At 71.4% G+C, this 23,577-nt stretch carries 20 protein-coding genes, 1 tRNA gene and 1 pseudogene; 14 read left to right on the top strand and 8 right to left on the bottom strand.

What is annotated here, in order from left to right:
• Both AC1DXJ_RS19885 and AC1DXJ_RS19880 read right to left on the bottom strand, forming a co-directional pair.
• A partial coding sequence (locus AC1DXJ_RS19885) for a helix-turn-helix domain-containing protein (RefSeq protein WP_477616056.1) occupies positions 1-139 on the bottom strand: 139 nt, incomplete at its 3' end.
• A gap of 113 nt (positions 140-252) precedes the next feature.
• Positions 253-325 (bottom strand) — tRNA-Arg (locus AC1DXJ_RS19880).
• 226 nt (positions 326-551) lie between these two features.
• Between AC1DXJ_RS19880 and AC1DXJ_RS19875 the strand changes: the two genes are divergently transcribed.
• Positions 552-1,454 (top strand): SDR family oxidoreductase, encoded by a 903-nt coding sequence (locus AC1DXJ_RS19875; protein ID WP_477637821.1) that lies wholly within the window; start codon positions 552-554, stop codon positions 1,452-1,454.
• 253 nt (positions 1,455-1,707) lie between these two features.
• Positions 1,708-2,379: a hypothetical protein gene (locus AC1DXJ_RS19870; RefSeq protein ID WP_477637820.1), complete on the top strand. Its 672-nt coding sequence runs from the start codon at positions 1,708-1,710 to the stop codon at positions 2,377-2,379.
• 72 nt (positions 2,380-2,451) lie between these two features.
• On the opposite strand, the gene AC1DXJ_RS19865 is transcribed toward AC1DXJ_RS19870, so the two are convergent.
• The gene (locus AC1DXJ_RS19865) at positions 2,452-2,691 is read right to left on the bottom strand and encodes a hypothetical protein (protein WP_477637819.1); all 240 of its coding nucleotides are present in this window, start codon (positions 2,689-2,691) and stop codon (positions 2,452-2,454) included.
• A gap of 173 nt (positions 2,692-2,864) precedes the next feature.
• Here AC1DXJ_RS19865 and AC1DXJ_RS19860 point away from each other — a divergent pair, with 173 nt between their 5' ends.
• The 11 genes from AC1DXJ_RS19860 (at position 2,865) to AC1DXJ_RS19810 (ending at position 19,222) form a co-directional block, all read left to right on the top strand.
• The gene (locus tag AC1DXJ_RS19860; RefSeq protein WP_477616052.1) at positions 2,865-3,443 is read left to right on the top strand and encodes an OsmC family protein; all 579 of its coding nucleotides are present in this window, start codon (positions 2,865-2,867) and stop codon (positions 3,441-3,443) included.
• 69 nt (positions 3,444-3,512) lie between these two features.
• Positions 3,513-4,847 carry an NAD(P)-binding domain-containing protein gene (locus tag AC1DXJ_RS19855; RefSeq protein WP_477637818.1) on the top strand — a complete coding sequence of 445 codons (1,335 nt, stop codon included), beginning with the start codon at positions 3,513-3,515 and terminating at the stop codon, positions 4,845-4,847.
• The gene (locus tag AC1DXJ_RS19850) at positions 4,844-6,067 is read left to right on the top strand and encodes an NAD(P)/FAD-dependent oxidoreductase (protein WP_477637817.1); all 1,224 of its coding nucleotides are present in this window, start codon (positions 4,844-4,846) and stop codon (positions 6,065-6,067) included. Before AC1DXJ_RS19855 ends, AC1DXJ_RS19850 begins: the two co-directional genes overlap by 4 nt.
• A 35-nt stretch (positions 6,068-6,102) precedes the next feature.
• Positions 6,103-9,240, top strand: coding sequence for an ATP-binding protein (locus tag AC1DXJ_RS19845; protein ID WP_477637816.1), 3,138 nt, complete (start codon positions 6,103-6,105; stop codon positions 9,238-9,240).
• 207 nt (positions 9,241-9,447) lie between these two features.
• Positions 9,448-10,206 (top strand): matrixin family metalloprotease, encoded by a 759-nt coding sequence (locus AC1DXJ_RS19840; RefSeq protein ID WP_477637815.1) that lies wholly within the window; start codon positions 9,448-9,450, stop codon positions 10,204-10,206.
• Between the two features lie 406 nt (positions 10,207-10,612).
• The gene (locus tag AC1DXJ_RS19835; protein ID WP_477637814.1) at positions 10,613-11,092 is read left to right on the top strand and encodes a hypothetical protein; all 480 of its coding nucleotides are present in this window, start codon (positions 10,613-10,615) and stop codon (positions 11,090-11,092) included.
• 176 nt (positions 11,093-11,268) lie between these two features.
• Positions 11,269-11,802 carry a hypothetical protein gene (locus AC1DXJ_RS19830; RefSeq protein ID WP_477637813.1) on the top strand — a complete coding sequence of 178 codons (534 nt, stop codon included), beginning with the start codon at positions 11,269-11,271 and terminating at the stop codon, positions 11,800-11,802.
• Entirely contained in the window at positions 11,799-12,263 is a 465-nt protein-coding gene (locus AC1DXJ_RS19825; RefSeq protein ID WP_477637812.1) for a hypothetical protein, read from the top strand. Before AC1DXJ_RS19830 ends, AC1DXJ_RS19825 begins: the two co-directional genes overlap by 4 nt.
• Positions 12,264-12,289: 26 nt before the next feature.
• Complete coding sequence (locus AC1DXJ_RS19820) at positions 12,290-13,342, top strand: hypothetical protein (RefSeq protein ID WP_477637811.1); 1,053 nt, start codon at positions 12,290-12,292, stop codon at positions 13,340-13,342.
• A gap of 90 nt (positions 13,343-13,432) precedes the next feature.
• Positions 13,433-14,752, top strand: a complete 1,320-nt coding sequence (locus AC1DXJ_RS19815; protein WP_477637810.1) for an MFS transporter — start codon at positions 13,433-13,435, stop codon at positions 14,750-14,752.
• 87 nt (positions 14,753-14,839) lie between these two features.
• Complete coding sequence (locus AC1DXJ_RS19810; RefSeq protein ID WP_477637809.1) at positions 14,840-19,222, top strand: AAA domain-containing protein; 4,383 nt, start codon at positions 14,840-14,842, stop codon at positions 19,220-19,222.
• Between the two features lie 109 nt (positions 19,223-19,331).
• On the opposite strand, the gene mscL is transcribed toward AC1DXJ_RS19810, so the two are convergent.
• The 3 genes from mscL to AC1DXJ_RS19795 all read right to left on the bottom strand — a co-directional run bounded on the left by mscL (position 19,332) and on the right by AC1DXJ_RS19795 (position 21,338).
• Entirely contained in the window at positions 19,332-19,694 is a 363-nt protein-coding gene (gene mscL / locus AC1DXJ_RS19805) for a large conductance mechanosensitive channel protein MscL (RefSeq protein WP_477616041.1), read from the bottom strand.
• An 88-nt stretch (positions 19,695-19,782) separates the two neighbouring features.
• Positions 19,783-20,493 (bottom strand): SAF domain-containing protein, encoded by a 711-nt coding sequence (locus AC1DXJ_RS19800; RefSeq protein ID WP_477637808.1) that lies wholly within the window; start codon positions 20,491-20,493, stop codon positions 19,783-19,785.
• 8 nt (positions 20,494-20,501) lie between these two features.
• Positions 20,502-21,338, bottom strand: a complete 837-nt coding sequence (locus AC1DXJ_RS19795; protein WP_477637807.1) for an S-methyl-5'-thioadenosine phosphorylase — start codon at positions 21,336-21,338, stop codon at positions 20,502-20,504.
• Here AC1DXJ_RS19795 and AC1DXJ_RS19790 point away from each other — a divergent pair.
• Complete coding sequence (locus AC1DXJ_RS19790; protein ID WP_477637822.1) at positions 21,337-21,681, top strand: hypothetical protein; 345 nt, start codon at positions 21,337-21,339, stop codon at positions 21,679-21,681. The genes AC1DXJ_RS19795 and AC1DXJ_RS19790 overlap by 2 nt on opposite strands.
• A gap of 14 nt (positions 21,682-21,695) precedes the next feature.
• On the opposite strand, the pseudogene AC1DXJ_RS19785 reads toward AC1DXJ_RS19790, so the two are convergent.
• Together AC1DXJ_RS19785 and AC1DXJ_RS19780 are read right to left on the bottom strand one after the other, a co-directional pair.
• Positions 21,696-21,896, bottom strand: a pseudogene (locus tag AC1DXJ_RS19785) (FmdB family zinc ribbon protein); the annotation flags it as partial.
• 88 nt (positions 21,897-21,984) lie between these two features.
• Positions 21,985-23,559 (bottom strand): potassium/proton antiporter, encoded by a 1,575-nt coding sequence (locus AC1DXJ_RS19780; RefSeq protein ID WP_477637806.1) that lies wholly within the window; start codon positions 23,557-23,559, stop codon positions 21,985-21,987.
• Positions 23,560-23,577: the final 18 nt, after the last annotated feature.

The raw sequence follows: 23,577 nt of genomic DNA, 5'->3' as shown, positions 1-23,577 counted from the left end.
GCTCGTACCTGGCCAACCACTCGTGCAGGGTTTGCCGCGAGACCGACCAGGCGGCCGCGACCTCCTTCACCGTGCGGCCGTCACTGATGACCGCCAGAACCGCCTTGTACCGCTGCTCAGCCACGCTCATCTCCCTCATCAAGGGAGTGTCAAGGATCAGCCGAAGTAGGTGTCAACCATCAACCGAAACACTGTCAGGCATCAACCGAAGCCCAAACGTCAAGCATCAGGCGAAGTCGTACACGGTTGATGTGCCCTCGGCCGGATTCGAACCGGCGACAGCCGCTTTAGGAGAGCGGTGCTCTATCCCCTGAGCTACGAGGGCGGGGTATGGCCGAAACCCTCGCTGTAAGACTCGCTTGGACATACAGCAGTCGAGGCCATGCGAGAGGAAGGTTAGCCCAAGCGAAGGGATGCTTGTCCGCCGGTCACCTATGGGAGAGCCGGCTGTGGTCGGGCGGGCCCCTGGCGGGTTGACCTTGGTCGTGGGCCGGGACGATCCTGATCCGAACCGTGTGATGCCATCACAGGCGATCCAGGGAGGCCGTTCGATGATCCTCGTGGTGGGTGGCACAGGTGACCTTGGCGGCCGGATCGTGCGTCGCCTCCTCGACGCCGGCCAGCAGGTTCGCTGCCTGGTGAGGGCGGGCACGGACGGGTCTGCCCTTCGCGCTGCCGGGGTCGAGGTCGTTCAGGGCGACCTGACAGAGCCAGCCTCGCTGCACGCGGCCTGCGAGGGAGTCGACGTCGTGGTCGCCAGCGCGACCGTCATCGGCCGACGGCTTGCGGGGGCCAAGGGGCCCACGATCCGTGAGGTCGAGGAGCAGGGCATGGCCGCCCTCATCGACGCTGCGGAAGGCAGCACCGTCCGGCGGTTCGTCTATGTCTCCTATGCCGGCCTTGATGGGTCGCCGGACATGCCCATGGCACGGGCAAAGGCCGCAACCGAGCGCCGGCTCGCGACCTCGCCGATGCGAAGAGTCGTCGTTCGGCCTGACGCGTTCCAGGAGCTCCACCTCGCGCCGCTGGGGCGCTTCGACCTGACGGCCGGCAAGGTCGCCACCTTCGGCAAAGGGGACACGAAGCACCGATGGGTCGCCACCGAGGACGTCGCGGCCCTGGTGGCGGCGGTTGCCGCGGAGTCCGCCCCGCCTGAGCTCATCGAGTTCGGGGGCCCGGAAGCCATCAGCCGCAACGAATGCGTGGCTGTCGCCGAGCGGGCGACCGGCAGGTCGATCACAGTCCGGCGTGCGCCACTGCCCGTGGCGCGGCTGATGATGAGGCTCCTTGGCGGTCGTGGCGACGCCATGGCGAGCGTCATCGGTCTCGGCGTCATGATGGACCAGTCCGAGATCACCTGGGATGACGCCCCATTGCGCGAGCGTGGCATCACACCCCGCTCAGCCAGCGACTGGATCAACCAGCAAGCTGCCGCCCTCCCGCCATCGCGCTAGCTAACGGCATACGTCCGGGCAAGGGCCGCGAAGATCGGTGACAAACGGCGCGGTTGACGCCTCAGAACTCACCAGCCACAGCCGAACGTCAAGAAACGACAAATAAGCCACGCAGCCGCAGGGCGTCGGATCATGCTGGGGGTCATCGACGGATCGGACGGGGACGCCGACTCGATCCACTTCTGAGCGGGGCAGTCGTGGGGCCCTCTCTCACTCCTGCCATTTTTCATGCCTTGCACGGAGAGGGACCACTATGCGTCTTACCAAACGGACCGCCATCATCGCTGTCGCCGCCGTCGTCGGCCTCGGACTTTCTGGAGGCACGGCCTATGCCGCTGGCCTCATCCCGGGCTCCGACGGAGTCATTCACGCCTGCTACAACAAGACCAACGGCAACCTCCGGGTCGTCGCGGCCGGCACCAACTGCCGCCACCCCGAGAAGACCCTCGCCTGGAACCAGACCGGACCCGTCGGCCCCCAGGGCCCCGCGGGTCCCCAAGGCCCGACGGGCGCCACGGGTGCAACGGGTGCGACCGGGGCAACCGGTGCAACCGGTGCAACCGGACCGGCCGGACCCACCGGTCCTCAGGGACCCGCTGGCAACGACGCCCCGAAGACGTTCGCCGGTGAGTTCCAGGGAGCCAGCCTCGCGATCTGGTCGGGCACGGCTGCCTTCACGGTGACGCACGTGGGCACCGGCTCGTGGCAGATCCACATCCCGGCGGGGACGTTCCCCACCGGGTCCGGCGTCGGCAACGGGTGCCCGATCCCGATGGTCCAGGCCCTGGTGCCGGGCGGTCAGATGATCATCGACCAGAACCTCTGCGGGCCGATCACCGGTGACGGCAGCGTCCGGCTCGACGTGCGCAGCGCTGACGGCAGCGACAACCACTTCGTGAGCTTCGTGGTGACCGCCGTCGGCTGACCTTCAACCGACCAGTCGATCGGCTCCCGGGCATCAGTCGCCCGGGAGCCGATCGCGTTCTGGGGGGCCCCGTCAGCACTCGGCCTCACTAGGGGTCATCCGCCCTTCAGCGCGGCGTGCGGTCACGTTGTTCAATGAACTCCCGCTCGGCCACCCGGTCCACAGGGGGGTCGACCACCGGGACCACCAGTGCGAACGGCCCTCGAGCCGTTTCGCGAGCGCCAGCTCGTAGGCCATCTGCCGTGCCGGGTGAAGGGCCTCCTTGGCCGCCCGGCGTTGCTCTTCGAGCAGAAGCGTTGTCAGCTCAGACATTTCATCTCCTTGGTTGGGTGCCAAGGAGGGTGACCCCGGGGCCTTCCCGCGACCTTCCGCCCGGGCCGCGCTCCGAGAACGCCGCCGCAAGGTTCGCGGAAGGTGCCGTTCCTAGCGTCTCTCCTCACAACAACAACCGAGCCCGACGAAGGGCTCACCGGAGGAGAAACACCATGAGCAACACGGCATACGCAACGCGGGCACCCCTCAACGGCGTCGACGTGGCAACGCTTTTCGCCACCCTCGACGCGATCAAGGGGCAGAACGACATCGCGACGTTCCAGTTCCGCGCCGAGAACACCTGGCTGTCCGGCGCCCACAGCCAGTCGCGGATCCACGGGTTCTACGGCGCCGGCCAGGAGCTGGTGCACAAGACCGAAACCGTCGTGGACGCCGACCACCCGGTCGTCCTCACCGGCGCCGACAACGCCCCGACGCCCGTGGAGTACCTCCTCCACGCGCTGGCCGGCTGCCTAACGGCGGGGATCGCCAACATCGCCGCCGCCAGGGGAGTGACCCTCACCAAGGTCACCTCGACCGTGGAGGGCGACATCGACCTGCTCGGCATCCTGGGCCTGTCCGACGGCTCGGTCCGCAACGGCTACCAGGACATCCGCGTCACCTTCCACATCGAGGGCGACGCGGACGACGAGACGCTGCGCGGCATTGTCGAGCAGTCGCGCCGCCGCTCCGCCGTCTACGACGTCATCACCAACCCCACGCCCGTCACCGTCACCGTCGTGACCGGCTGAACGAACCACCCCGGGAACGCCCCCGGGCCGGCGATCCCGGCCCGGGGCGCGACCAGAAGGAGCACCACCATGTCCGCCATCGACACCGTCGTCATCGGCGCCGGTCACGCAGGCCTCGCCGTCAGCAGGCTGCTCGCCCTCGAAGGCCGCGACCACGTCGTCCTCGACCGTGGCCGCGTCGCCGAGAGCTGGCGCACGGCCCGCTGGGACTCGCTGCACCTGCTCACCCCGAACTGGATGGCCCGCCTCCCCGGGTGGGTCCACGTCGGCACCGACTCCGACGGTTTCATGAGCGCCTCCCACTTCGTGCGCTACCTCGAGAGGTATGCCGCGAGCTTCGGTGCGCCCGTCCTGTCCGGTGTGCGGGTGGTGGAGGTGAGCACCGCAGGGGAGGGCTACCGCGTCGTCACCGACTCCGCGACGTGGCTTGCTCGTCACGTGGTCGTGGCGACCGGGCCCGGCGGCCAGCCGCGGATGCCGGCGGCGGTGGAAGATCTGGACGCTGGCGTGCACCTCACCACCGCGGCCGCCTACCACAACCCCCGACAGCTCCCCGCAGGCGGAGTGCTGGTGGTTGGCGCGTCAGCCTCCGGCGTCCAGATCGCCGACGAGCTCGCTGCTGCCGGCCGCGAAGTCGTGGTGGCCGTGGGGCGGCACAACCGCATGCCGCGCCGCTATCGCGGCATGGACATCTACTGGTGGCTGGAACGCACCGGTCGGACCGCTCGCACGATCGAGGAGGTCCGCGACCCCAACGCTGCGCGACGCGAGCCGTCCATGCAGCTCGTCGGGCGCAGGGGGCACCAGAGTGGTCCCCGCGACCTCGACCTGGGCATCCTGCAGGCCCGGGGAGTCCGCCTGGCGGGTCACCTCGTGGAGGCGCAGGGGCAGAAGGTGCGGTTCGCCGACGACCTCCTCGACTCGGTGGGTAGCGCGGACAACCGGATGCACCGGTTCCTCGACGTCGCCGACCGGCACATCGAGGAGAGCGGCCTGGTCAGCGAGGTCTGGCCGGCCGAGCGTCCACGAAGCATTGCGCTGCAAGGCAATCCGACAACCCTCGACCTCGCGGCCGAGAGGATCGGCACCGTCCTGCTCGCCACCGGCTACACGCAGAGCCACCCCTGGCTGAAGCTGCCCATCAGCGCACCCGACGGCTCGATCCGTCAGCACCGCGGCCGCACCGAGGCACCGGGCGTGTACGTCGTCGGGCAGCGGTTCCAGCACCGGCGGGACTCGGGGATGGTCGACGGCGCGAGGCACGACGCTGCCATGGTGGTCTCCGACCTCGTCGGAGCGAGCGCGGGTGCCGGCGCCGCGTCCGGCGCCGCGTCTGGCGCCTCGTCCGGATCCGCCGAGGGCCCCGAAGCCCTCGACGAGCGGCTCGAGGGGTGGGCGTCGTGAAGACCTACGACGCCGTGGTCGTGGGCGCCCGCGTGGCGGGCGCCTCGACCGCCCTTCTGCTCGCCCGGGCCGGGGCGAAGGTGCTGCTCCTCGAACGAAGCCCCTACGGCTCCGACACCCTGTCGACGCACGGCCTCATGCGTGCCGGGGTGTTGCAGCTGTCCCGGTGGGGCCTGCTCGACGACGTCGTCGCGGCGGGCACCCCCCCGGTCACCCGCACGCTCTTCCACTACCCGGACGCCGCCCCGGTCCGGATCTCGATCCGCGCCAGCCAGGGCGTGACCGCCCTCTACGCGCCACGTCGCCAGGTCCTCGACCGGATCCTCGTCGACGCCGCCGCGCAGGCAGGAGCCGAGGTGTGGCACGGGGTCACCGTGACCGAGGTGCTCACCGACACGGTTGGGAGGGTGACGGGGGTGCGCGGGGTGGACGCCGCGAACGGCACGTTCACGGCATACGGGAAGCTGACGATCGGCGCCGACGGGATCAGGTCGACGGTGGCCACCGCTGTGGACGCCGCCGTCGAGCGGCGCTCGCGGGCGCGCGGAGCGGTGCTCTACGGGTACTTCGACTCAATGCCCACTGAGGGTTACGAATGGGCCTACGGCTCGGGGACCGCGGCGGGGCTCATCCCGACCAACGACGGACAGACCAACGTCTTCGTCGGGACGTCCCCGGCGCGGCTGCGGCAGGTGCGCCGAAACGGTCCGGAGGCAGCCTTCGCCGAGCTGTTCGGCACGGCGGCGCCGCGACTGCGGCGCCGCCTGCGGGCCGCGACGCTGGACGGGCGGCTGCACGGCTGGAGCGGTCAGCACGGCCACATCCGTCGCTCGCACGGCGCGGGCTGGGCCCTGGTCGGTGACGCCGGCTACTTCCGGGACCCCATCACGACTCACGGGATGACCGACGCCCTGCGTGACGCGGAGCTGCTGGCCGACGCCCTGCTCTCGACGTGGGCGGGGGACCAGCCGGAGGCGATCGCCCTCGCGGGGTACCAGGCGAGGCGCGACGCGTTGTCCCTGCAGCTCTTCGAGGTGAGCGACCGCATCGCCGCGTACGACTGGGGCGCCACCGAGATCCAGCAGCTGCTGCGCGAGGTCAGCTCGGCCATGAGCGACGAGGTCAGCCTGCTCCAGAGCCTGCCACCGCGTCCGGCTCGCCCGGTTGCCACCGGTTTGGGCGCACTTGTGTTGGCTGACATGCCCGGCACCGGTCGCTAGCGTTGAAGGCCATCTCGTTGAGATCGGCACCGGCCATGGACGCGCGCATCAGCCTCCTCGGGGGGTTCTCGGTATCCGTCGGCGGCTCCGCGGTCACGGACCAGCAGTGGAGCCGCCGCAATGCCAGCGCGCTCGTCAAGCTGCTTGCCCTGGCCAAGGGACGGCGGCTGCACCGCGAACAGGTGATGGACGCCCTGTGGCCCGACCTGTCGGCGGACCTTGCGGGGCCCCGCCTCCACCAGGCTGCCCACTACGCGCGGCGGGCGCTGGAGGCCGCGGGGAGGGGCATCGTCCTGAGCCATGACTTCGTCGAGCTCCTGCCGGACGACGAGGTCAGCATCGACGCAGTCGACTTCCGAGGCGCGGCCGAAGCCGCGCTCGCAGGACACAGCGCCGAGGCGGCCTCGGCCGCCCTCGACCTGCACACCGGGGTCCTGCTCCCCGACGACGTGTACGAGCCGTGGGCAGAGGAGCACCGCGAGTCACTCGAGCAGCTCCGCTGCGAGCTGCTGCGCCTGACCGGCAGGTGGGAGGAGCTGCTGGAGGTCGACCCCGCCGACGAGCAGGCACACCTCGCGCTGGCGCGGTCCCATGCCGACCGGGGTGACGTCAGGGCCGCCATGCGTCAGCTCGAGCGACTGGAGCTGACTCTCCGTCGAGAGCTCGGCACCGCCCCGGGCGCGGAGGCCGAGTCGCTGCGCGCCGCGCTGGCCGCGCCGGCGACACCACCCGGCGCTCCGGCAGCGGGCAGCGAGCAGCGTCGACTGGTCGGACGGCGCGCGGTGGGTGACCTCCTGCGCGAACGGCTGGCGACTGCGCAGGGCGGTCACGGCGGCGCAGTCCTGGTCACCGGACCACCCGGCGTGGGCAAGTCCAGCGTGCTCGACCTCTCCGAGGCGCTGGCCCGGAGGGCGGGCTGGCGGGTCGCCCGCGGCACGGCCTCGGCGGTCGAGGGGCCGTGGCCCTACGCCTCGGTGCTCGAGGCGCTGGGAGACCTCTGCCGCAGGCACCCCGCCCTGTTGGACGGGCTCGACGACCGCTACCGCGAGGAGCTCGACCGAGCCCTCTCGGAAAGTCAGGTGACGTGGTCCGGGGAGAGCGCCCACCAGCGACTCTTCGTGGCGGCGGCCGAGCTGCTGCGGCTCGGAGCCGCGGGTCGCGGGCTGCTCCTCGTCGTCGACGACATCCACGAGGCCGACGAGGCGTCGCTGCGGCTCTTGCACTACCTCGCGCGGTGCGCCGTTACCGACCAGGTCTTGCTGGTGCTGGCGCACCGCACCGCCCACAACGCGGCCCTCGAGGAGGTCCACGCCAGCCTGGTCGCGCGGGGCATCGGCTCGCGGATCGAGGTCGCGCCCCTCCCCGAGGCGGCCACCCTGCGCCTGCTCCAGGAACGATTCCCCGACCTCGACGAAGCCACCCAGCAACAGATCTGGGCCGTCAGCGGCGGCCTTCCCTTCACCGCCCTCGAGCTCGGCTCGGCCGCGGCCACCGGTCGCGAACCGGCGGCCATCGCCAGCCTGCCGCCCGACGCCCTCCGGGCCCTGCAGCGAGCCGCGCTGCTCGGGTTGTCCTTCACCACCGACGAGTTCCTGGCGGTGGCCGGCGCCGACGAGGCGCAGGCCTACCAGCACCTCGAGACCGCCCAGTCCAGCCTCGTGATCGAGTGGTCGGAGACCGGCTACCAGTTCCGCCACGCCTTGGTGCGGGAGGCGGTGCTCGACGCGATGGCGCCAGCGGTCCAGAGCGCAGCCCGGGTCGAGGTGGCCCGGGAGCTGGCCCGGCTGGGCGCCCCGCCCGCCCGGATCGCGCACCAGTACCTCGCCGCCGGCCAGCCGCGACAGGCGATCTCCTACGTCCTCCCGGCCGTCGAGACCGCGGGAGCGTTGGGCGCCTACCGAGACGGGCTCAACCTGGTCGACGCCGTCCGCGAGTACGCGACCGGCGAGATGCTCGGGCATCTGATGGCTCGGCGCGGGGACCTGCTCACGGCCCTCGGGGACCCGGCCTCGGTCTCCAGCTATCGCGCCGCGGTGCCGCTGACCACCGGGGTCGAGCACCGGCTGGTGCGCGCGCGGCTGGCGCGCGCGGCGTGCTTCGCCAGCGACTTCGACACCGCCCGCTCCGCGCTCGCCGGGCTGGAGCTGCTGGGCGACGACGCGGACGGACCCATCCTGCTGGCCCGGGGCAACATGGCCTACTTCAGCGGCGACATCGACGGGGCGTGGGACCTGGCCGTCGAGGCACGCGAGTCCCTGCTCACCCCCAAGGACCCGTGGCGCTACGTCGACCTCGTGGCGCTGCAAGGACTCATCGCCCACCAGCGCGGCGAGTGGTTCGAGCGCTTCCGCATCGAGCTGCGGCGCACCCTGTCCGACGCAGGCCTGACCACCGCACTCTTCGACGCGCACCTCTGCGTCGCCGAGTACCTCCTCTACGGAGGGATTCCCTACGCCGAGGTCATCGAGCTGGCCCGCGGCCTCCAGCGCCGGTCGCAGCAGTTCGGCGCCCTGCGCGGCGTGGCCTTCTCCACGGCCCTGATCGGGGAGGCGGCGCTGTTGATGGGCGACCTCGACCTCGCCGAACGCGAGCTTCAGGAGGCTGTCGACCTCCACCGCGACGCCGATGCACCGGCGGGAGAGGCGCACGCACTCCAGCGACTGGCCGAGGTGCGACTGGCCCAGGGCGACCGACCCGAGGCCACCAGGTTGCTCAGCCAGGCCCTGCCGCTGGCGCGGTGGTCGGTGATCGGTTCGCACCTGTTGCAGCGCATCCACGGCGCGATGGTGCTCGCCGCCCGCGACCCCGTCGCCGCACGCATCGCGGTCGAGCGGGCCGAGGACAGCATGGGCGACTCCGACTTCTGTCCCTTCTGCACCGTGACCTTCGAGATCCCGGCCACCATCGCCTGCGCGGACGCGGGCGACCTCCCCGCTGCCGAGCGTCACCTCGCGGCAGCGGAGCTGTCGGCCGCGAAGTGGGAGGGCACCGCCTGGCCGGCCGCTGTGAGCGAGGCCAAGGCCCACCTGGCCGCGGCCCGTGGCGACACCGGCGAGGCCCTCAGGCTGCTCGCCGAGGCGGCCGAGCTCTTCCGAAGCGCTGGTCAGGTGCTGGACGCAGCCCGGTGCTCGTCCGGGGCCAGCCTCCCGCTGACGCCGACACCCGTCCGCTGACACCCGTCCGCCGACGCCCGACCGTTGACGCAGGTGACACCTGTCCCGTGACGTCGGCGACACCTCGAGGTCGAACGTCACCGCCATCTGGCTAGGTCAGCCTCAGCCAAATGGATGAGGTCGCACCGTTTCCACCTCCTCCACAGGACGTGCGCTCCTAGGTTCATGCCCGCAGCGTCACGTCCGTGGCGCTCGTACGGAGGTTTCATGCGCAAGCCCATCGCCGTCCTCGGGGCCGTCCTCGCCCCGGCGGCCCTGGCAACCGCTGTGGTCGCCGCGGCGCCGCAGACCGCGGATGGCGCGATCGCGACCTACAAGCTGACGTACGCGTCGCTGCCGGACGGGTCGAAGCGGGTCGTCCGCTGGAACGGCTGCCAGAAGGCGATCACCTACAAGGTGAACCTGGCGGCAGTACCGAGCTCGTTGCGCTCCACGGTCCTGGCCGACACCAAGGTCGCGGTGGCGAAGATTGCCGCGAACACCTCCTTCGTCTTCAGCTACAAGGGGACCACGACCGAGGTCCCCCGCGTGGGGTCGATGGCCTCGCAGTCCGCCGAGCTCGTCATCGCCTTCACCACGCCATCCAGGACGAACTACTCGCTCGCCGGCTCCACGCTCGGCCAGGGCGGCCTCTACTACGGCTACGTCTCCCGCACGGTCAGCGGCAGGACCACCTACACGGTGGCGGCGCAGCGCGGGTTCGTCGTCATCGACACCCCCCAGATGCTCCAGCAGACCAAGGGCGGCACCGGCACCGGACTCCGGCGCAGCAACCTGCTCGCCCACGAGCTCGGCCACGCCGTCGGGCTCCAGCACGTCACCGACACCCACCAGCAGATGTACCCCTCGATCCGGACGAGCTCCCCCACGCTCTTCTACGCCGGCGACCGCACTGGCCTCGCCAAGGTGGGCAGGGCCTCGGGCTGCATCAACACGGCATACATGCCGTTGAGGGACCTCAGCTAGCCACGACACCAGCGCGGCACCCACGGTGCCCACCACAGACTGCCCGGCGTCACGACCGCCTGGCACACAGACTGCCCGTTCGCCCACCAGCGAGCGGGCAGTCGTTTGTGTATGCCGCGTGCTTGTCGGGACGGGGCGCCGGGACGAGCCCTCTTGTGCCCACGGGTTGTTCGCGGACGCCAACCAAGGCCCTTGCGTGCGTTTCGCTCTTATACACCACGAATGGCAACCACAGAGGGTTCTTTACCAAATGCAGACCCAACCGGGGGATTTCCAGTAGAACCAATGACCCTTTCGTGGGTTCATATTGCTCGATGTCCCGTCCTGAGCCTGTTCGACGCGATCGAATCATCCTCACAGGGGCCACGCACCAGGCCGGCCACCGTCCACGAACAGAGGAACCCCGATGCAGTTCAACCGCAAGCGCGCCGCCGCCGTCGCGACGGGCGCCGCCCTCACCTTCATCGTCGGCGGGGTCGCCTTCGCCTACTGGAGCACCAGTGGCGCGGGCACCGGTTCTGCCTCCACCGGCAGCGTGGTCGCCGTCAAGATCAACGCCGCCAGCGCAGCCGTGACCGGCCTCTACCCGGGTGGCCCCGCGCACGACGTCTCCGGCGACTTCGACAACACGAACGCCGGCTCCGTCTACATCAACCAGGTCACCGTTGCCGTGGCCCCGGGCTGGTCCAAGCAGGCCAACGCCCTCAAGCCCGCCTGCACCGCGAGCGACTTCACCATCGTGCCGCCGGCCGCGACGGCCCACGAGATCGCGTCCGGCTCCGGCGTCGACGCCTGGGGTCCGGCCACGATCGCGATGAACAACCTGTCCACCAACCAGGACAACTGCAAGAACGTCACCGTCGACCTGGTCTTCTCCAGCAACTGATCGTGACGTCGCGCCCCTGAACACCGTCCGGTGGCATCACCCCCCCGATGCCACCGGGCGGCCGGGCCGCCCCTCGACTGCCAGCCGGACCACCGCGCGACTCAACCACCGCCGTCTCGCTCGTCACCACCCCGCTCGTCACCGCCCCGCTCATCACCGCCTCGGGAGACAACCTCATGACCACCACCCCGCGTCAGCGCCGCATCCTCGCGGTCGCGATCGGCGTGGTGGTGCTCCTCGGCCTCCTCGCCGCCTGCGGGAACTGGCGCACCAAGGCCGAGCCCGCACGCCAGCCGGGCGCGTTGCGCGTCGTGGCGAGCAGCGGTGCGGGTCTGGCCCAGAGCCCGCCCGGGCACGCTCCATTCGCCGCCGTCGGCAACGTCAGCCAGCTGCGCCCCGGCCAGATGCAGACGCTGCAGGTGAAGGTCACCAACCCGGACGCCGTGGACTACAAGGTCCTCGAGCTCACGGCCACGCCCCAGGATGCGAACGGCTCCTGCTCCGGCTCCACCAACCTCGTCGTCAGCAGCTACCAGGCGACCAAGCCCGGCGCGCGCACCTATCTCGTGCCACGCAAGTCGAGCATCATGATCCCCCTCACGATCATGATGCTCAACACCGCCACGTCGCAGGACGGCTGCAAGAACGTCTCGTTCCCGCTCGCCTTCGGTGGTCTGGCCACCCAGGGTCAGGGCACCGGCAACTCGTGACCACGCACCATCGCTGGCTGCGTCGTCTCGCCGCTGCGTGCAGCGGCACCACGGCCCTCCTCATGGCCGGCGGCATCGCGTATGCCGCGTGGTCGGCTCTCGGGGCCGGCACCGCCACCGCTGCGAGCGGCATACCCAAGGCCCTGGGTGTCTCGGCGACGGTGGCCGGCCTGCTGCACCCTGGTGGCGCCGCGGACGTCCTCGTCACCGTCAGCAACCCGAACTCCGCCGCCGTCACCGTGACCTCGCTCGCGCTCGCCGGGTCGGTCACCGCCAGCGCCGGGTGCACCACGCCGGGCGTCTCGGTCTCGCTGCCCGGCTCCACGTCCCTGGTCGTGCCGGCCGGTGGCACCGCCTCGCTCAGCCTCGCCAACGCCGTGAGCATGACGACCGCGTCGTCGTCGGACTGCCAGGGCGCCACCTTCACCATCCCGATGCAGGCCGACGGACGGCTGCCGTGACTCCGGCCCAGCGACCCTCCCGCCGCGTGACCCGTCGCCCGGTGCGCGTGCTGCTCGCCGCCGCCGTCTGTCTCGCCCTCGGCGCCATCCCGGCGTATGCCGTGTGGTCGGTCATCGGCACCGGCAGCACCACCGCGACAGCCGCCTCCCTCGTGACCCCGGCCGCGCCCAGCGTGGGCTCCCCGACCGTGACCTCCCTCGTGGTCATCGGCACCCTGCCCAGCGGCCAGCTCCCGTCGACCACCTATGCGGTGCATCGCGGGGCGACCACGATCTGTGCCCCGGTCGCCTCTCCGTGGTCGTGCACCGACACCGGTCTGGCCTCGGCCACCACGTACAGCTACTCAGTCGTGGCATCCATCGGCTCGTGGACCGCGTCGTCGTCGTCGACGTCCGGCACCACTGGCTGCACGGGCCCCGACACCTACACGGTCTCCGCAGCTGTTGCGACCGCTGGCACCGCCCTCAACGTCACGCTCACTGCGAAGAAGTGCGACGGCACCGTCGACTCGGCCTACACGGGGAGCAAGGCGCTCACCTGGGCCGCGGTCGCCGCCAGCCCCTCGGGCAAGGCCGCCGTCCTGCCTGCGAGTGCGACCTTCTCCGGCGGCGCCGCCACCGTCTCGGTCACCCTTCATGCCGCCGGGAACGCCACCCTGACACCGAGCACGGGCACCGTCACCGGCTCCGCCACCACCACTGTCGCCGCCGGGGTCGCCAAGAACTTCGTCCTCAGCGCCGTGACCAGCAAGCTGATCGCCGTCACCGTCACCTGTCAGGCCCTCAGCGAGCCGCCAGCGGCCAGGACCTGCACCGCGAGCAACCCGGCCGTGAACGGCAAGCGTGACTGGGTGGCCACAGCCAACCTGCTCGACACCTGGGGCAACCCGGCGACCACGCCGACCGCCCTCCTCGTCACCGCCACGAGGTCCGGTGCGACGAGCACGGCCACGATCGCCGCGGGCAGTGGCGCGACCGCGACCCAGCTGACCATCTCCATCGCCAACAACGAGGCGCCCGTCAGCATCGCCTTCACGGCCACCGGCATCGCGACCCTGACCGTCACCAACGCCACCTGAGGAGTCCGCCCGGTCAGGGGGCCGGGCGGACTTCTCAGGTGGGCGTGGCGGGGGAGGCGTCGTGTCGGGAGCTGGCGGCATACTGGCGCGGTGCCCAGGCCCGACGCGAACGCCCCCGACAGGTCGGTCCAACGGCGCACCATCACCACCCTGATCGGCACCCAGGTCCTGGTCGGCGTGGGGGTGTCCGCCGGGGCGGGCGTCGGTGCCCTGCTCGCCGAGGACGTCGGCGGATCGGCCGACCTCGCCGGGCTCGGGGGCACGTTCCAGGTCCTGGGTGGCGCGCTCATCGCGATCCCCATGGCCCACGTCATGGCCGCGCGCGGGCGCCGCTCGGGCCTGCTGGTCGGCTACGCCCTCGGCATCATCGGCGCGCTGACGATGATCATGGCGGGCGCGATCCGCAACTTCCCACTGCTCCTGGCCGGGGCCGCCCTGTTCGGCGGGTCCAACGCCGCCAACAGCCAGGCGCGCTATGCCGCGGCAGACCTCGCCGACGAGGCCCACCGTGGGCGCGACCTGTCTACCGTCGTCTGGGCCACGACGATCGGCGCCGTGTTCGGGCCCAACCTGGCCGGACCGGGCGAGCCGGTCGCGAGGTTCCTCGGGATCCCGGCCCTGACCGGTCCCTATGTCTTCTCCCTCGGTGGCCTGGTGCTCGGCGCCGTCCTGCTGTTCACCCGGCTGCGTCCTGACCCCTTGCTGCTCGCCAGAGAGCGCGCCGCTGCCATCGCCACCGAGCCGCTCGAGCGCCAACACGGTTCCATCGTCCGCGGTTGGCGCACCCTGCTGGCCCACCCCGGCGCCCTGCTCGGCCTGGTGACCATGGCCCTCGGGCACACCGTGATGGTCAGCGTCATGGTGATGACGCCCCTGCACATGCACCACGGCGGCGCCAGCCTGCGGATCATCGGCCTCGTGATCAGCCTGCACGTCCTGGGCATGTTCGCGTTCTCGCCGCTCACCGGCCTGGCCGTGGACCGGTTCGGTGGCCGGTCATGCGGTCTCGCAGGTGCTGTCATCCTCGTGGTCGCGGGGCTGCTCTCCGCCCAGGCCCCCACGGGGTGGTCGGCAGGACTGGCCACCGGGCTGTTCCTGCTGGGCCTAGGGTGGTCGTTCACCCTCGTCGCCGGCTCCACGCTGGTCGTGAAGTCGGTGCCACTCGCCGAGCGCGCCGGAGCCCAGGGTGCAGCCGACCTGGTCATGGGGCTGGCAGCCGGAGGCGGCGGTGCGCTCGCGGGCGTCGTCGTCGGCCACCTCGGGTATGCCGTGCTGGGCGCCTGCGCGGCCGGCCTCGCCGCCGTCGTGGCCCTGGTGTCGCTGCTCATCCGTGTGAACGGCACGGGCTCGGGTCACGCCACGTCGATGTCACCTGACCCCGTTCTGCCCGAGACCGTCCTGCCCGAGTGACCCCGGGCTGAGGCGCGGCGTGAGGCTTTCCCGTCCCACCCCGTGTTGCCCGACCGTGGGCACGAGCAGGTTGGTTAGCCTGCTTGGGTGACCCCGCCGACCGACGAGACCCCTGCAGCGCCGCAGCCCAGCGGCGACGCGCTCCCGCCCACCCGGCTTACCGAGCAGGAGGGTGCACCCACGGTTGACGCCGACCCCCGCGGCACCCGCGTGGCCGAGGCGGTCAAGGTCTGGCAGCGGCACCTCGTCGACCTCGGCGGTCGTAACACGTTGCTGTGGTACCGCGACCTGCCCAGCGGCACCCTCGACCTGACCACCGCGCACCCCGGCGGGCTGGCCATGCTGCTCGCCGGCCGCCCGACCCGGCTCTCCGACCTGGTCCGGGAGGCCGCGGCGCTCGACGAGGCCCGTCGTCGTGCCCGCATCATCCGTGCCAAGACCCTCGAGCTGTCGGAGGAGCGCGGCATCGCGGCCGGGTTCATCGCCATCGGGATGGCGAGCTGGACCGTGCGCGGCGCCTCGCGCGCCCCCGCTGCGCCGGTGCTGCTGCGGTCCTGCGTCCTCAAGCCGACCGGCGCCGCCCGAGAGGACTTCGACCTCGACCTGGGCAACGACGTCGAGTTCAACCCGGTCCTCGAGCACTACCTGCGCTCCGAGCAGGGCCTGGAGCTCGACACCGGCGCCCTCGAGGAGATGGCCAACGCGAGTGGCGCCTTCGACCCCCACCCCGTGTATGCCGCGTTGACGGAGCTGTGCGCCTCGGTGCCGGACTTCTCCGTCTCGCCTCGCCTCGTGGTCGGGACGTTCTCCTACGCCAAGCTCCCGATGGTGGCTGACCTTGCGGCACAAGGAGATTCGCTGGCCGACCACGACGTGGTGGCGGCACTGGCGGGCGATCCAGGAGCGCTTCGCGCGGTCAGGACGTCGGTGCCGGACTCGCCTGCGGACTCCGATCCGTCCCACGAGCTGCTCATCCTCGACGCCGACTCCACCCAGCAGGCAGCGATCGACGCGGTCCGCTCCGGAGCCCACCTCGTCATCAAGGGCCCGCCCGGCACCGGCAAGTCGCAGACCATCGCCAACCTCATCGCCAGCCTCGCCGGCGAGGGCAAGCGGGTGCTGTTCGTCGCCGAGAAGCGCGCGGCGATCGACGCGGTGCTCTCGCGCCTCGACGGGGTGGGCCTGGGTGACCTCGTCCTGGATGCCTACGACGGCGCGAGCAACAAGCGGCGCCTGGCCCAGGAGTTCGGGGCCGCCCTCGACCGCGGCACCCAGGTGCAGGACCCCGACACGACCGAGATCGAGCACGCCCTCGTCGACCGGCGCGCGACCCTCGTCGCGCACGCTGCCGCCCTGCACGATGTGCGTCAGCCGTGGGGGGTCTCGGCCCACCAGGCGCAGGAGGCCATCTCGAGGCTGGGCAGCCTCGCTCACCCGCCCACCTCACGCGTGCGGGTCAGAGGCGAACAGCTCGCCGGCCTCGACCGACAGAGGGTACAGGAGCTCGGCCGCCAGCTGACCGAGGCCGCGTCCCTGGGTGCCTGGTCCACGCAGGAGGGGGCCGACCCGTGGTTCGGGGCGCGGATCGCGACGTCGGAGGAGGCGGTGCGCGCCCGCGACATCACCAGCAGGCTCAGCCAGGGCGGTCTGCAGGACCTCGAGCAGACGATGCACGACGTCTTCTCGGAGGTCAGCCTGCCGCAGGCCGACCGCGTGGGCGACTGGGGCCACGTGCTCGACTCGGTGGGCCGGGTGCGCGACACCCTCGAGGTGTTCCGGCCCGAGATCTTCGACATCCCGCTCGGTGACCTCGTTGCGGCAACCGGTGGCAAGGCCTACCGCGACACGAATGGCGTTGCCCTGGGCTGGTACTCGCGGTGGCGCCTGCGCCGCCAGGCTCGCTCGCTGCTGCGCCCGGGCCCACCCCCGCCCGACCTGCACGCAGCCCTGCTCGACGCCCAGGTCCAGCGAAACGCCTGGGCGCAGATGGCCGGAGCCGGCGGCCGGCCCGAGATCCCCGTCGACCTCGACCGGGCGCGCACGGCCTACGCATCGGTCGCGTCGGACCTCACCTGGTTGGAGGGCAGGCTCACGGCGACCCACCGCGGCGGTGACCTCTTCGGCGCGCCGCTGGTCGAGCTCCGGGAGCGGCTGGCTGAGCTCGACAGCCGCCCCGACCGCCTGACGGTCGTGCCCCAGGTGCTCGGCACGCTCGACGCCCTGCGCGAAGCGGGCATGGGAGCCTTTCTCGACGACGTGGCCCGCCGCGGTGTGGAGCCCGACGACGTCGCTGCCGAGCTCGAGTTCGTCTGGTGGACCTCCCTGTCCGAGGACCTCATCGTGCGCGACCCGAGCTACGGCGCGCACGACGGAGCCCAGCTGCAGCGGGTCGCTCGCGAGTACGTCGCCGCCGACCACGCCCACCTGCGCGCCAGCGCCGACCGGGTGCGCGCCGGGGCCGGGCGTCGGCTCCGCGAGGTGCTGGCCGACCATCCCGACCAGGAGGCGCTGGTGCGCGCAGAGGCGGGCAAGTCCCGCCGGCACCGCCCGCTGCGCGACCTGCTGCCCAAGGCCGCCGAGACGCTGACGGCCGCCAAGCCGGCGTGGGCGATGTCGCCGCTCGTGGTCGCGTCGGTGCTGCCGCCCGGGCGCTGGTTCGACGTCGTGATCTTCGACGAGGCCTCGCAGATCCCGCCTGCCCAGGCCGTCTCGGCGATCTCGCGGGCGCACCAGGTGGTGGTGGCCGGCGACGAACGCCAGCTGCCGCCGACCAGCTTCTTCACTGCCGCCGTCGACGAGGAGGGAGCGCCGGAGACGGATGCGCTGACCGAGGGTTTCGAGTCCGTCCTCGACGTGCTGACTGCTGCGCTGCCCACCCGCCGGCTCTCGTGGCACTACCGCTCGCTCGATGAACGCCTGGTCGCGTTCGCCAACCGCGAGATGTACGACGGCTCGCTGGTCACCTTCCCGGGCACCGGCACCGACCCCGTGGTGACCCTTGAGTCGGTCGAGGGGTCGGGCATCGTCCAGGCCGGTGAGGAGGCCATCGAGTCGACCGAGGCGGAGGTGGCCCGGGTCGTCGAGCTCGTCCTCGAGCACGCCCGAACCCGCCCGCACGAGTCGCTCGGCGTGATCGCGCTCGGCATCCGGCACGCCACCCGGCTCGACGACGCCCTCCGACGCGCCCTGGCCTCCGACGCGGCCGACGGCGTCGGCGACTTCTTCGACGAGGACCGGCCCGAGCGGTTCTTCGTCAAGAACCTCGAACGCGTCCAGGGCGACGAGCGCGACGCCATCATCCTGTCGGTCGGTTACGGCAAGACCCCCCACGGGCGAGTGCTGCACCGGTTCGGTCCGCTCAACCTCGAGGGCGGCGAACGTCGCCTCAACGTCGCCATCACCCGCTCCCGCCGTCGGATGACCGTGGTCTCGTCGCTGCTCGCCAGTGACCTCGACCCCGCGCGGCTCAAGTCCCGCGGTTCGGTCATGCTCCGTGACTTCCTCGCGTATGCCGCGGACGGCACCTTCCCCGCGCCGGTCACCGACGATGGCGTCGCCCGACAGGGTGGCACATCGACTTCTCCCGCGGCTGAAGGGTCGATTTCCCGCCCCGTCGACGCCGGGGTCGACCCGCTGCGGGCCGAGTTCGCCCGCCGACTGCGTGACTCAGGACTGGTGGTGCACGAGGCTTATGGTTCGGCAGGCCAGCGCATCGACCTCGCGGTCGAGGACCCGGACCACCGCGGTCACGTGCTCGTCGCCGTCGAGACGGACGGGCCTGCGTATGCCGCGATGCGCAGCAGTCGCGACCGTGACCGGCTGCGCGGCGAACAGCTCGGCAGGCTCGGGTGGATGCACGTCCGGGTCTGGACGACCGACCTGTTCCGCGATCCCGCCCGAGACGTCGCCCGGGTGAACGCTGCGGTCCAGCAAGCCGTCGCGAACCGCCCGACACAGGAGCCGATCGTGGCGTCGACTGTGAGGCCCGCGGCTCCGGCGGCCGCAGCTAACACCGTGGCTCCGGCGGCCCCGGCCCGCGGCCACAGTGCGCAGCAGATGCTGCCCATGGGGGACGAGTCCGAGAGGACGGACGGGGACGACGAATTGGCCCAGTCGGACGCCGGCACGACCCAGGAGGAGTTCAGCCCGACCACCGACGAGGGTGCCCGCCAGCGCCGCGCCCGTGGCCGCAGGGCCAAGCGCGGACCAGGGCCGACCAGCGCCCTGCCGGCCGAGCCTGAGCTGACTGAGCCGGAGCCGACCGAGCCTGAGCTGACCGAGCCTGAGCTGACCGAGCCGGCCGAGACCGAGCCGGCCGAGCCCGAGAAGGTCGGGCCCCAGAAGGCCGATCGCACCAAGCCCGAGCAGACCAAGGACGACACCGATGTCGGCTGGGGCGAGCAGCACGAGGAGCTGGCCTATGACCGCTGGTTGCGCGAACAACGCCCACCCCACTGGGGTTCCGACTGACCCGCCTTCCCGATGGACGGTGGTGTCAAACGACGAAGGCGCCGGTCCCCTCAGGGCCGGCGCCTTCGCGCTGTGTCAACGGGTGAAGCTCAGGGTCAACGGGTGAAGCTCAGGCGCGGCCCTTGAGGGCGTCGCGGATCTCACGCAGCAGGATGATGCTCTCGTCCGGAGCAGCGTCCTCCTCGACCCGGGCATACCGGGCCTTGGCCATCTCGTACGGCTTGACGACGAAGAAGTAGACGACGAAGGCCATGATCAGGAACGCCACCAGGGCGGTGAGGAAGGGCCCCACGGAGACCAGGTCGCCCGGGTGCCACTTGTCGAAGTTCGGTGCGCCGCCGGCTTTGGCGAGCAGCTCGATGATGACCTTGGTGAAGGCGGTGATGACGGCTGCGAAGGCCGCGCCGATGATGAAGGCGACGGCAAGCTCCACGAGGTTGCCCCGCATGACGAAGTCCTTGAAACCCTTCATGGGTGTCGCGACCTTTCCCTAGAAGTTGGTCCTACGGCCGACACGCTAGCGACCTCCGCAGTCGCTGTGCGGGGGCCAGAACGCGGATTCAGCCGGTTTCGGGCCAGTCATGGGTGAGCACGAGCTCGAGCTGGGGTCGGCCGAGGGCGTCCTCCGGAACGGCGAGGATGCGTCGCGCCTCTTCCTGACCTGCGGAAACGACCACGCCACCCCCATCGAGCGCGTAGCCGCTGGACGACCCCTGACCCTGGATGACCGACCCGAAGTCGGTGGTCACGGATTGGTCCACACTGAGCACGACCACCGCGCGCGCCACGGGCCCGTCGGAGCTCCACAGGTCGATCCTGTCGCCTGCCGAAACCATCGACACCGCACCGTGATCGGGCACCGTGACATGCACTGCGACCCTGTCGACCGGCTGGCCGGCGAGCAGGGAGCTGCGGTTGACGCGAGCCCTCGTCACCGGTTCGCCAGGAGAGAGGGGCGCCGTCATCGGTCGCCCCACCACCTCGGCAAGCGTGTGGATGCTGGTCTGCGGAGCCAGCTCGGCGGGCCACCAGACCTCGCGCAGCGAACCGGGGGAGGCCACCTCGCCGACCGCCATGGGCCGGGCTGCCACCACGATGCGCACCACCGGACGAGAGTCGGCGGAACGGGCCACCGCGAGCATGCCGAAGGCGGCGCCCATCGCGCAGAGGATGGCGAGCAGACGCCGGACCACGCGACGCCGCCACTGCCGTCGCCGGCCCGGACCGTGCAGCCACCCCACCGCGCCAGCCACCCGCCCGTCGCCTGCCATCTCGCGGCCTAGCCCGGTAGCGCGAAGGGCAGGGTGATCCCGTCGAGCGCGCGGCGGCATCCACAGGTCGCGTCGGCATCGGACTCCTCGGCGGGCATGGCGGCCAGAGCCGAACGCAGCACCTGCTTGAGCCCGTCGACATTCTCGGCGAAGACTGCCAGGACCTCCTCGTGCGTGACTGCCTCGCCACCGTCGACCCCGGCGTCGTGGTCGGTCACCAGGGCGATGGTCGTGAAGCACATCGCGAGCTCGCGGGCGATGGACGCCTCCGGCATGCCCGTCATCCCCACCACGGTCCAGCCGGCCTGCTGATGCCAGGTCGACTCGGCCTTGGACGAGAAGCGCGGCCCGTTGATGACCACCAGGGTCCCGGCGTCGGCCACGGACTTGCCTGCGGCAGTGGCGGACTCGACGGCGACGGCCCGCCCGCGCGGACAGTAGGGATCGGCGAAGCCCACGTGCACGACCGGCCCCTCCGCGGCATACACGGTGTGCTCGCGGCCCCAGGTGCGGTCGACCACCTGGTCGGGCACGACGATCGTGCCCGGTCCCAGCTCGGGGCGCAGCGAACCCACCGCGCACGGCGCGAGCACCTGGCGCACCCCGACCGAGCGCAGCGCCCACAGGTTGGCGCGGTAGTTCACCCGGTGCGGGGGGAACCGGTGTCCCTGGCCGTGCCGGGCGATGAACGCGACGCGCCGCCCGTCGACCTCCCCGATCACGAGGTCGTCGCTCGGCTCGCCGAACGGGGTGCTCACGCTCACCCGCTCCGCGGCGTCGAAGAACTCGTAGAAGCCGGAGCCTCCGATCAGTCCCAGGTCGGCGCGGGGAGTCGTCGAGGTCATGTCAGCAGACTACGCAGCGCCGGGCCGCCCGCGCCTGTGCGTCACCGGAGCCTGTGGACGGGGACGCGACGACGCCCGCCCCTGTGGACAGGGACGGGCGATGTCGACGTATGCCGCGTGGTCGCCGCGGCGCCGAGGGTTGGGTCAGGCGGCCGAACCGTCAGCGGACTTCGACGCGGACGCGGCGGACGACGTGCTCTTCGACCCGGACCCGCTCGAGGTGCTCTTCGGCTCGCTGGAGGAGCTGCTCGACGACTCGCTGGAGGAGCTGCTCGACGAACCCGACGCACCCGACGGGGCCGGGACGGAGGCGGACGAGCTGCTGCGGGAGTCGGTGCGGTAGAAGCCGCCACCCTTGAAGACGACCCCGACGGCGTTGAAGACCTTGCGGAGCCGGCCGTCGCACTCGGGGCAGACGGTCAGGGAGTCGTCGGTGAACGACTGCACCGCGTCGAAGCGGTGGTCGCACTCGGTGCAGGCGTAGGAGTACGTCGGCACGGGTTCCTCCAAAGGGGCGTTCTGGCTGGCGGTCGCGGGCCGCGACGCTGGCACTGTCATGGCTCGACTGCCAACTATAAGGCCGCGCGAGGCCTGCTTCTTCCCGCTGAACCCGGGAGGAGCCCCCGCCACGGGCCGGCCGGGGTGGCTACTTCTTCCCGCCGCCGTCCTTCCACCCGGCCAGCCGGCCGTGCTGGCTGACCGAGCGGACCCTCTTCTCCGCCCGGCTCCTGGCCTCGGCGGTCGAGACGATCAGCAGCTGGTCGCCGCGGCGGATCACCGTGTTGTTCTCCGGCACGAAGCCCTTGCCCGCGCGCACCACGAGCGTCACGTTGGCGCCTTCGGGCAGCCGCAGCTCGAACACCTCGACCCCGTGCAGCCGGGACGCCGGTCCCACGGTCACCTGCATGAGCTCGGCCTGGAGCTCCTCGAGGGGCGTGGCCTCGACGGCGAGGTCGAGGGTGGCGTAGTCCTCGACGATGCCCAGCCTCTGGGCGACCCACGGCAGCGTTGGCGCCTGGACGAGGGTGAAGATCACCACGAGGACGAAGACGAGCTCGTAGATCCAGGGGACGTTCTTCGCGCCCACGGTGAGCGGCACGGTCGCGAGGACGACGGGAACGGCGCCGCGCAGCCCGGCCCACGACAGGAAGACCTGGTCGGGCCACCGGAGCCGAAAGGGCGAGACCGACACCAGCACAGACAGCGGTCGCGCGACGAGCAGCAGCACGAGGCCGATGACGATCGCCGGGACGATCTGGTCACCCATCTCGCCCGGCGACGCCAGCAGTCCGAGCAGCACGAACAGCCCGATCTGGGCGAGCCAGCCCAGGGCGGTCGAGAGCCCGAGGACCGCCGGCCCGTGGGGGAGCCGCAGGTTGCCCAGCACCAAGGCCGCGAGGTAGCAGGCGATGAAGCCGCTGGCGTGCACACTGGCCGCCGCGGCATACGCGAGGACGGTGAGGGCGACCACGCCGATGCTGAACAGGCCCGAGGAACCAGAGGCCGCTCGCCGCATGAACTGGCCGCCCGCCCAACCCACGGCGAGGCCGATCGCGGCACCGGCGCCGAGCTCGGCGACCGCCTTGAGCGCCAGGGTGACCCAGCTCTCGGCGTCCGCGGGGTCGGCCGACCGGGCGGCGAGGGCGGTTACGAGGATGACCACCGGGGCGTCGTTGAAACCGGACTCGGCCTCGAGCATCCCGGTGATCCGCCGGGGGAGTGGCACGCGGCGCAGCACCGAGAACACCGCCGCGGCGTCGGTCGAGGACAGGATCGCGCCGATGAGCAGGGCGGTGTTCCAGTCGAGGTGCAGGACGAACCGCGCAGCCAGCGCGACCACGCCCACCGACACGATGACCCCGACGGTCGACAGCACGGCCGCAGGCCCGATCGAGCGGCGGATGCCCTCCCACCTGGTGCTCAGGCCGCCCTCGCTCAGGATCAGGATGAGGGCGGCGTAGCCGAGCACCTGGGTGAGCTCGTTGGAGTCGAACCGGATCTGGATGAACGGGCCGGCCTCACCGATGGCCAGGCCGATGCCGAGGTAGATCAGCAGCGAGGGCAGTCCCGACTTGAGGGAAAGCCGCACCGCGGCCACCGAGATGAGCAGGACGACCGAGCCGATGAGCAGCGCCGGGGTGAGGTCGTGCAGCGTGAACGAGCCCGACGCGTCGGACGCGATGGACCACGGCAGCCCACTCGGGGGGATCGCAGCGCGCACGGCCCGTCACGTCCTTTC

It is taken from the genome of Pedococcus sp. P2_D9 (assembly GCF_056404275.1).
Note: the sequence above shows the minus strand (reverse complement) of the source record. Positions and strands in the feature narration are given on the sequence as shown.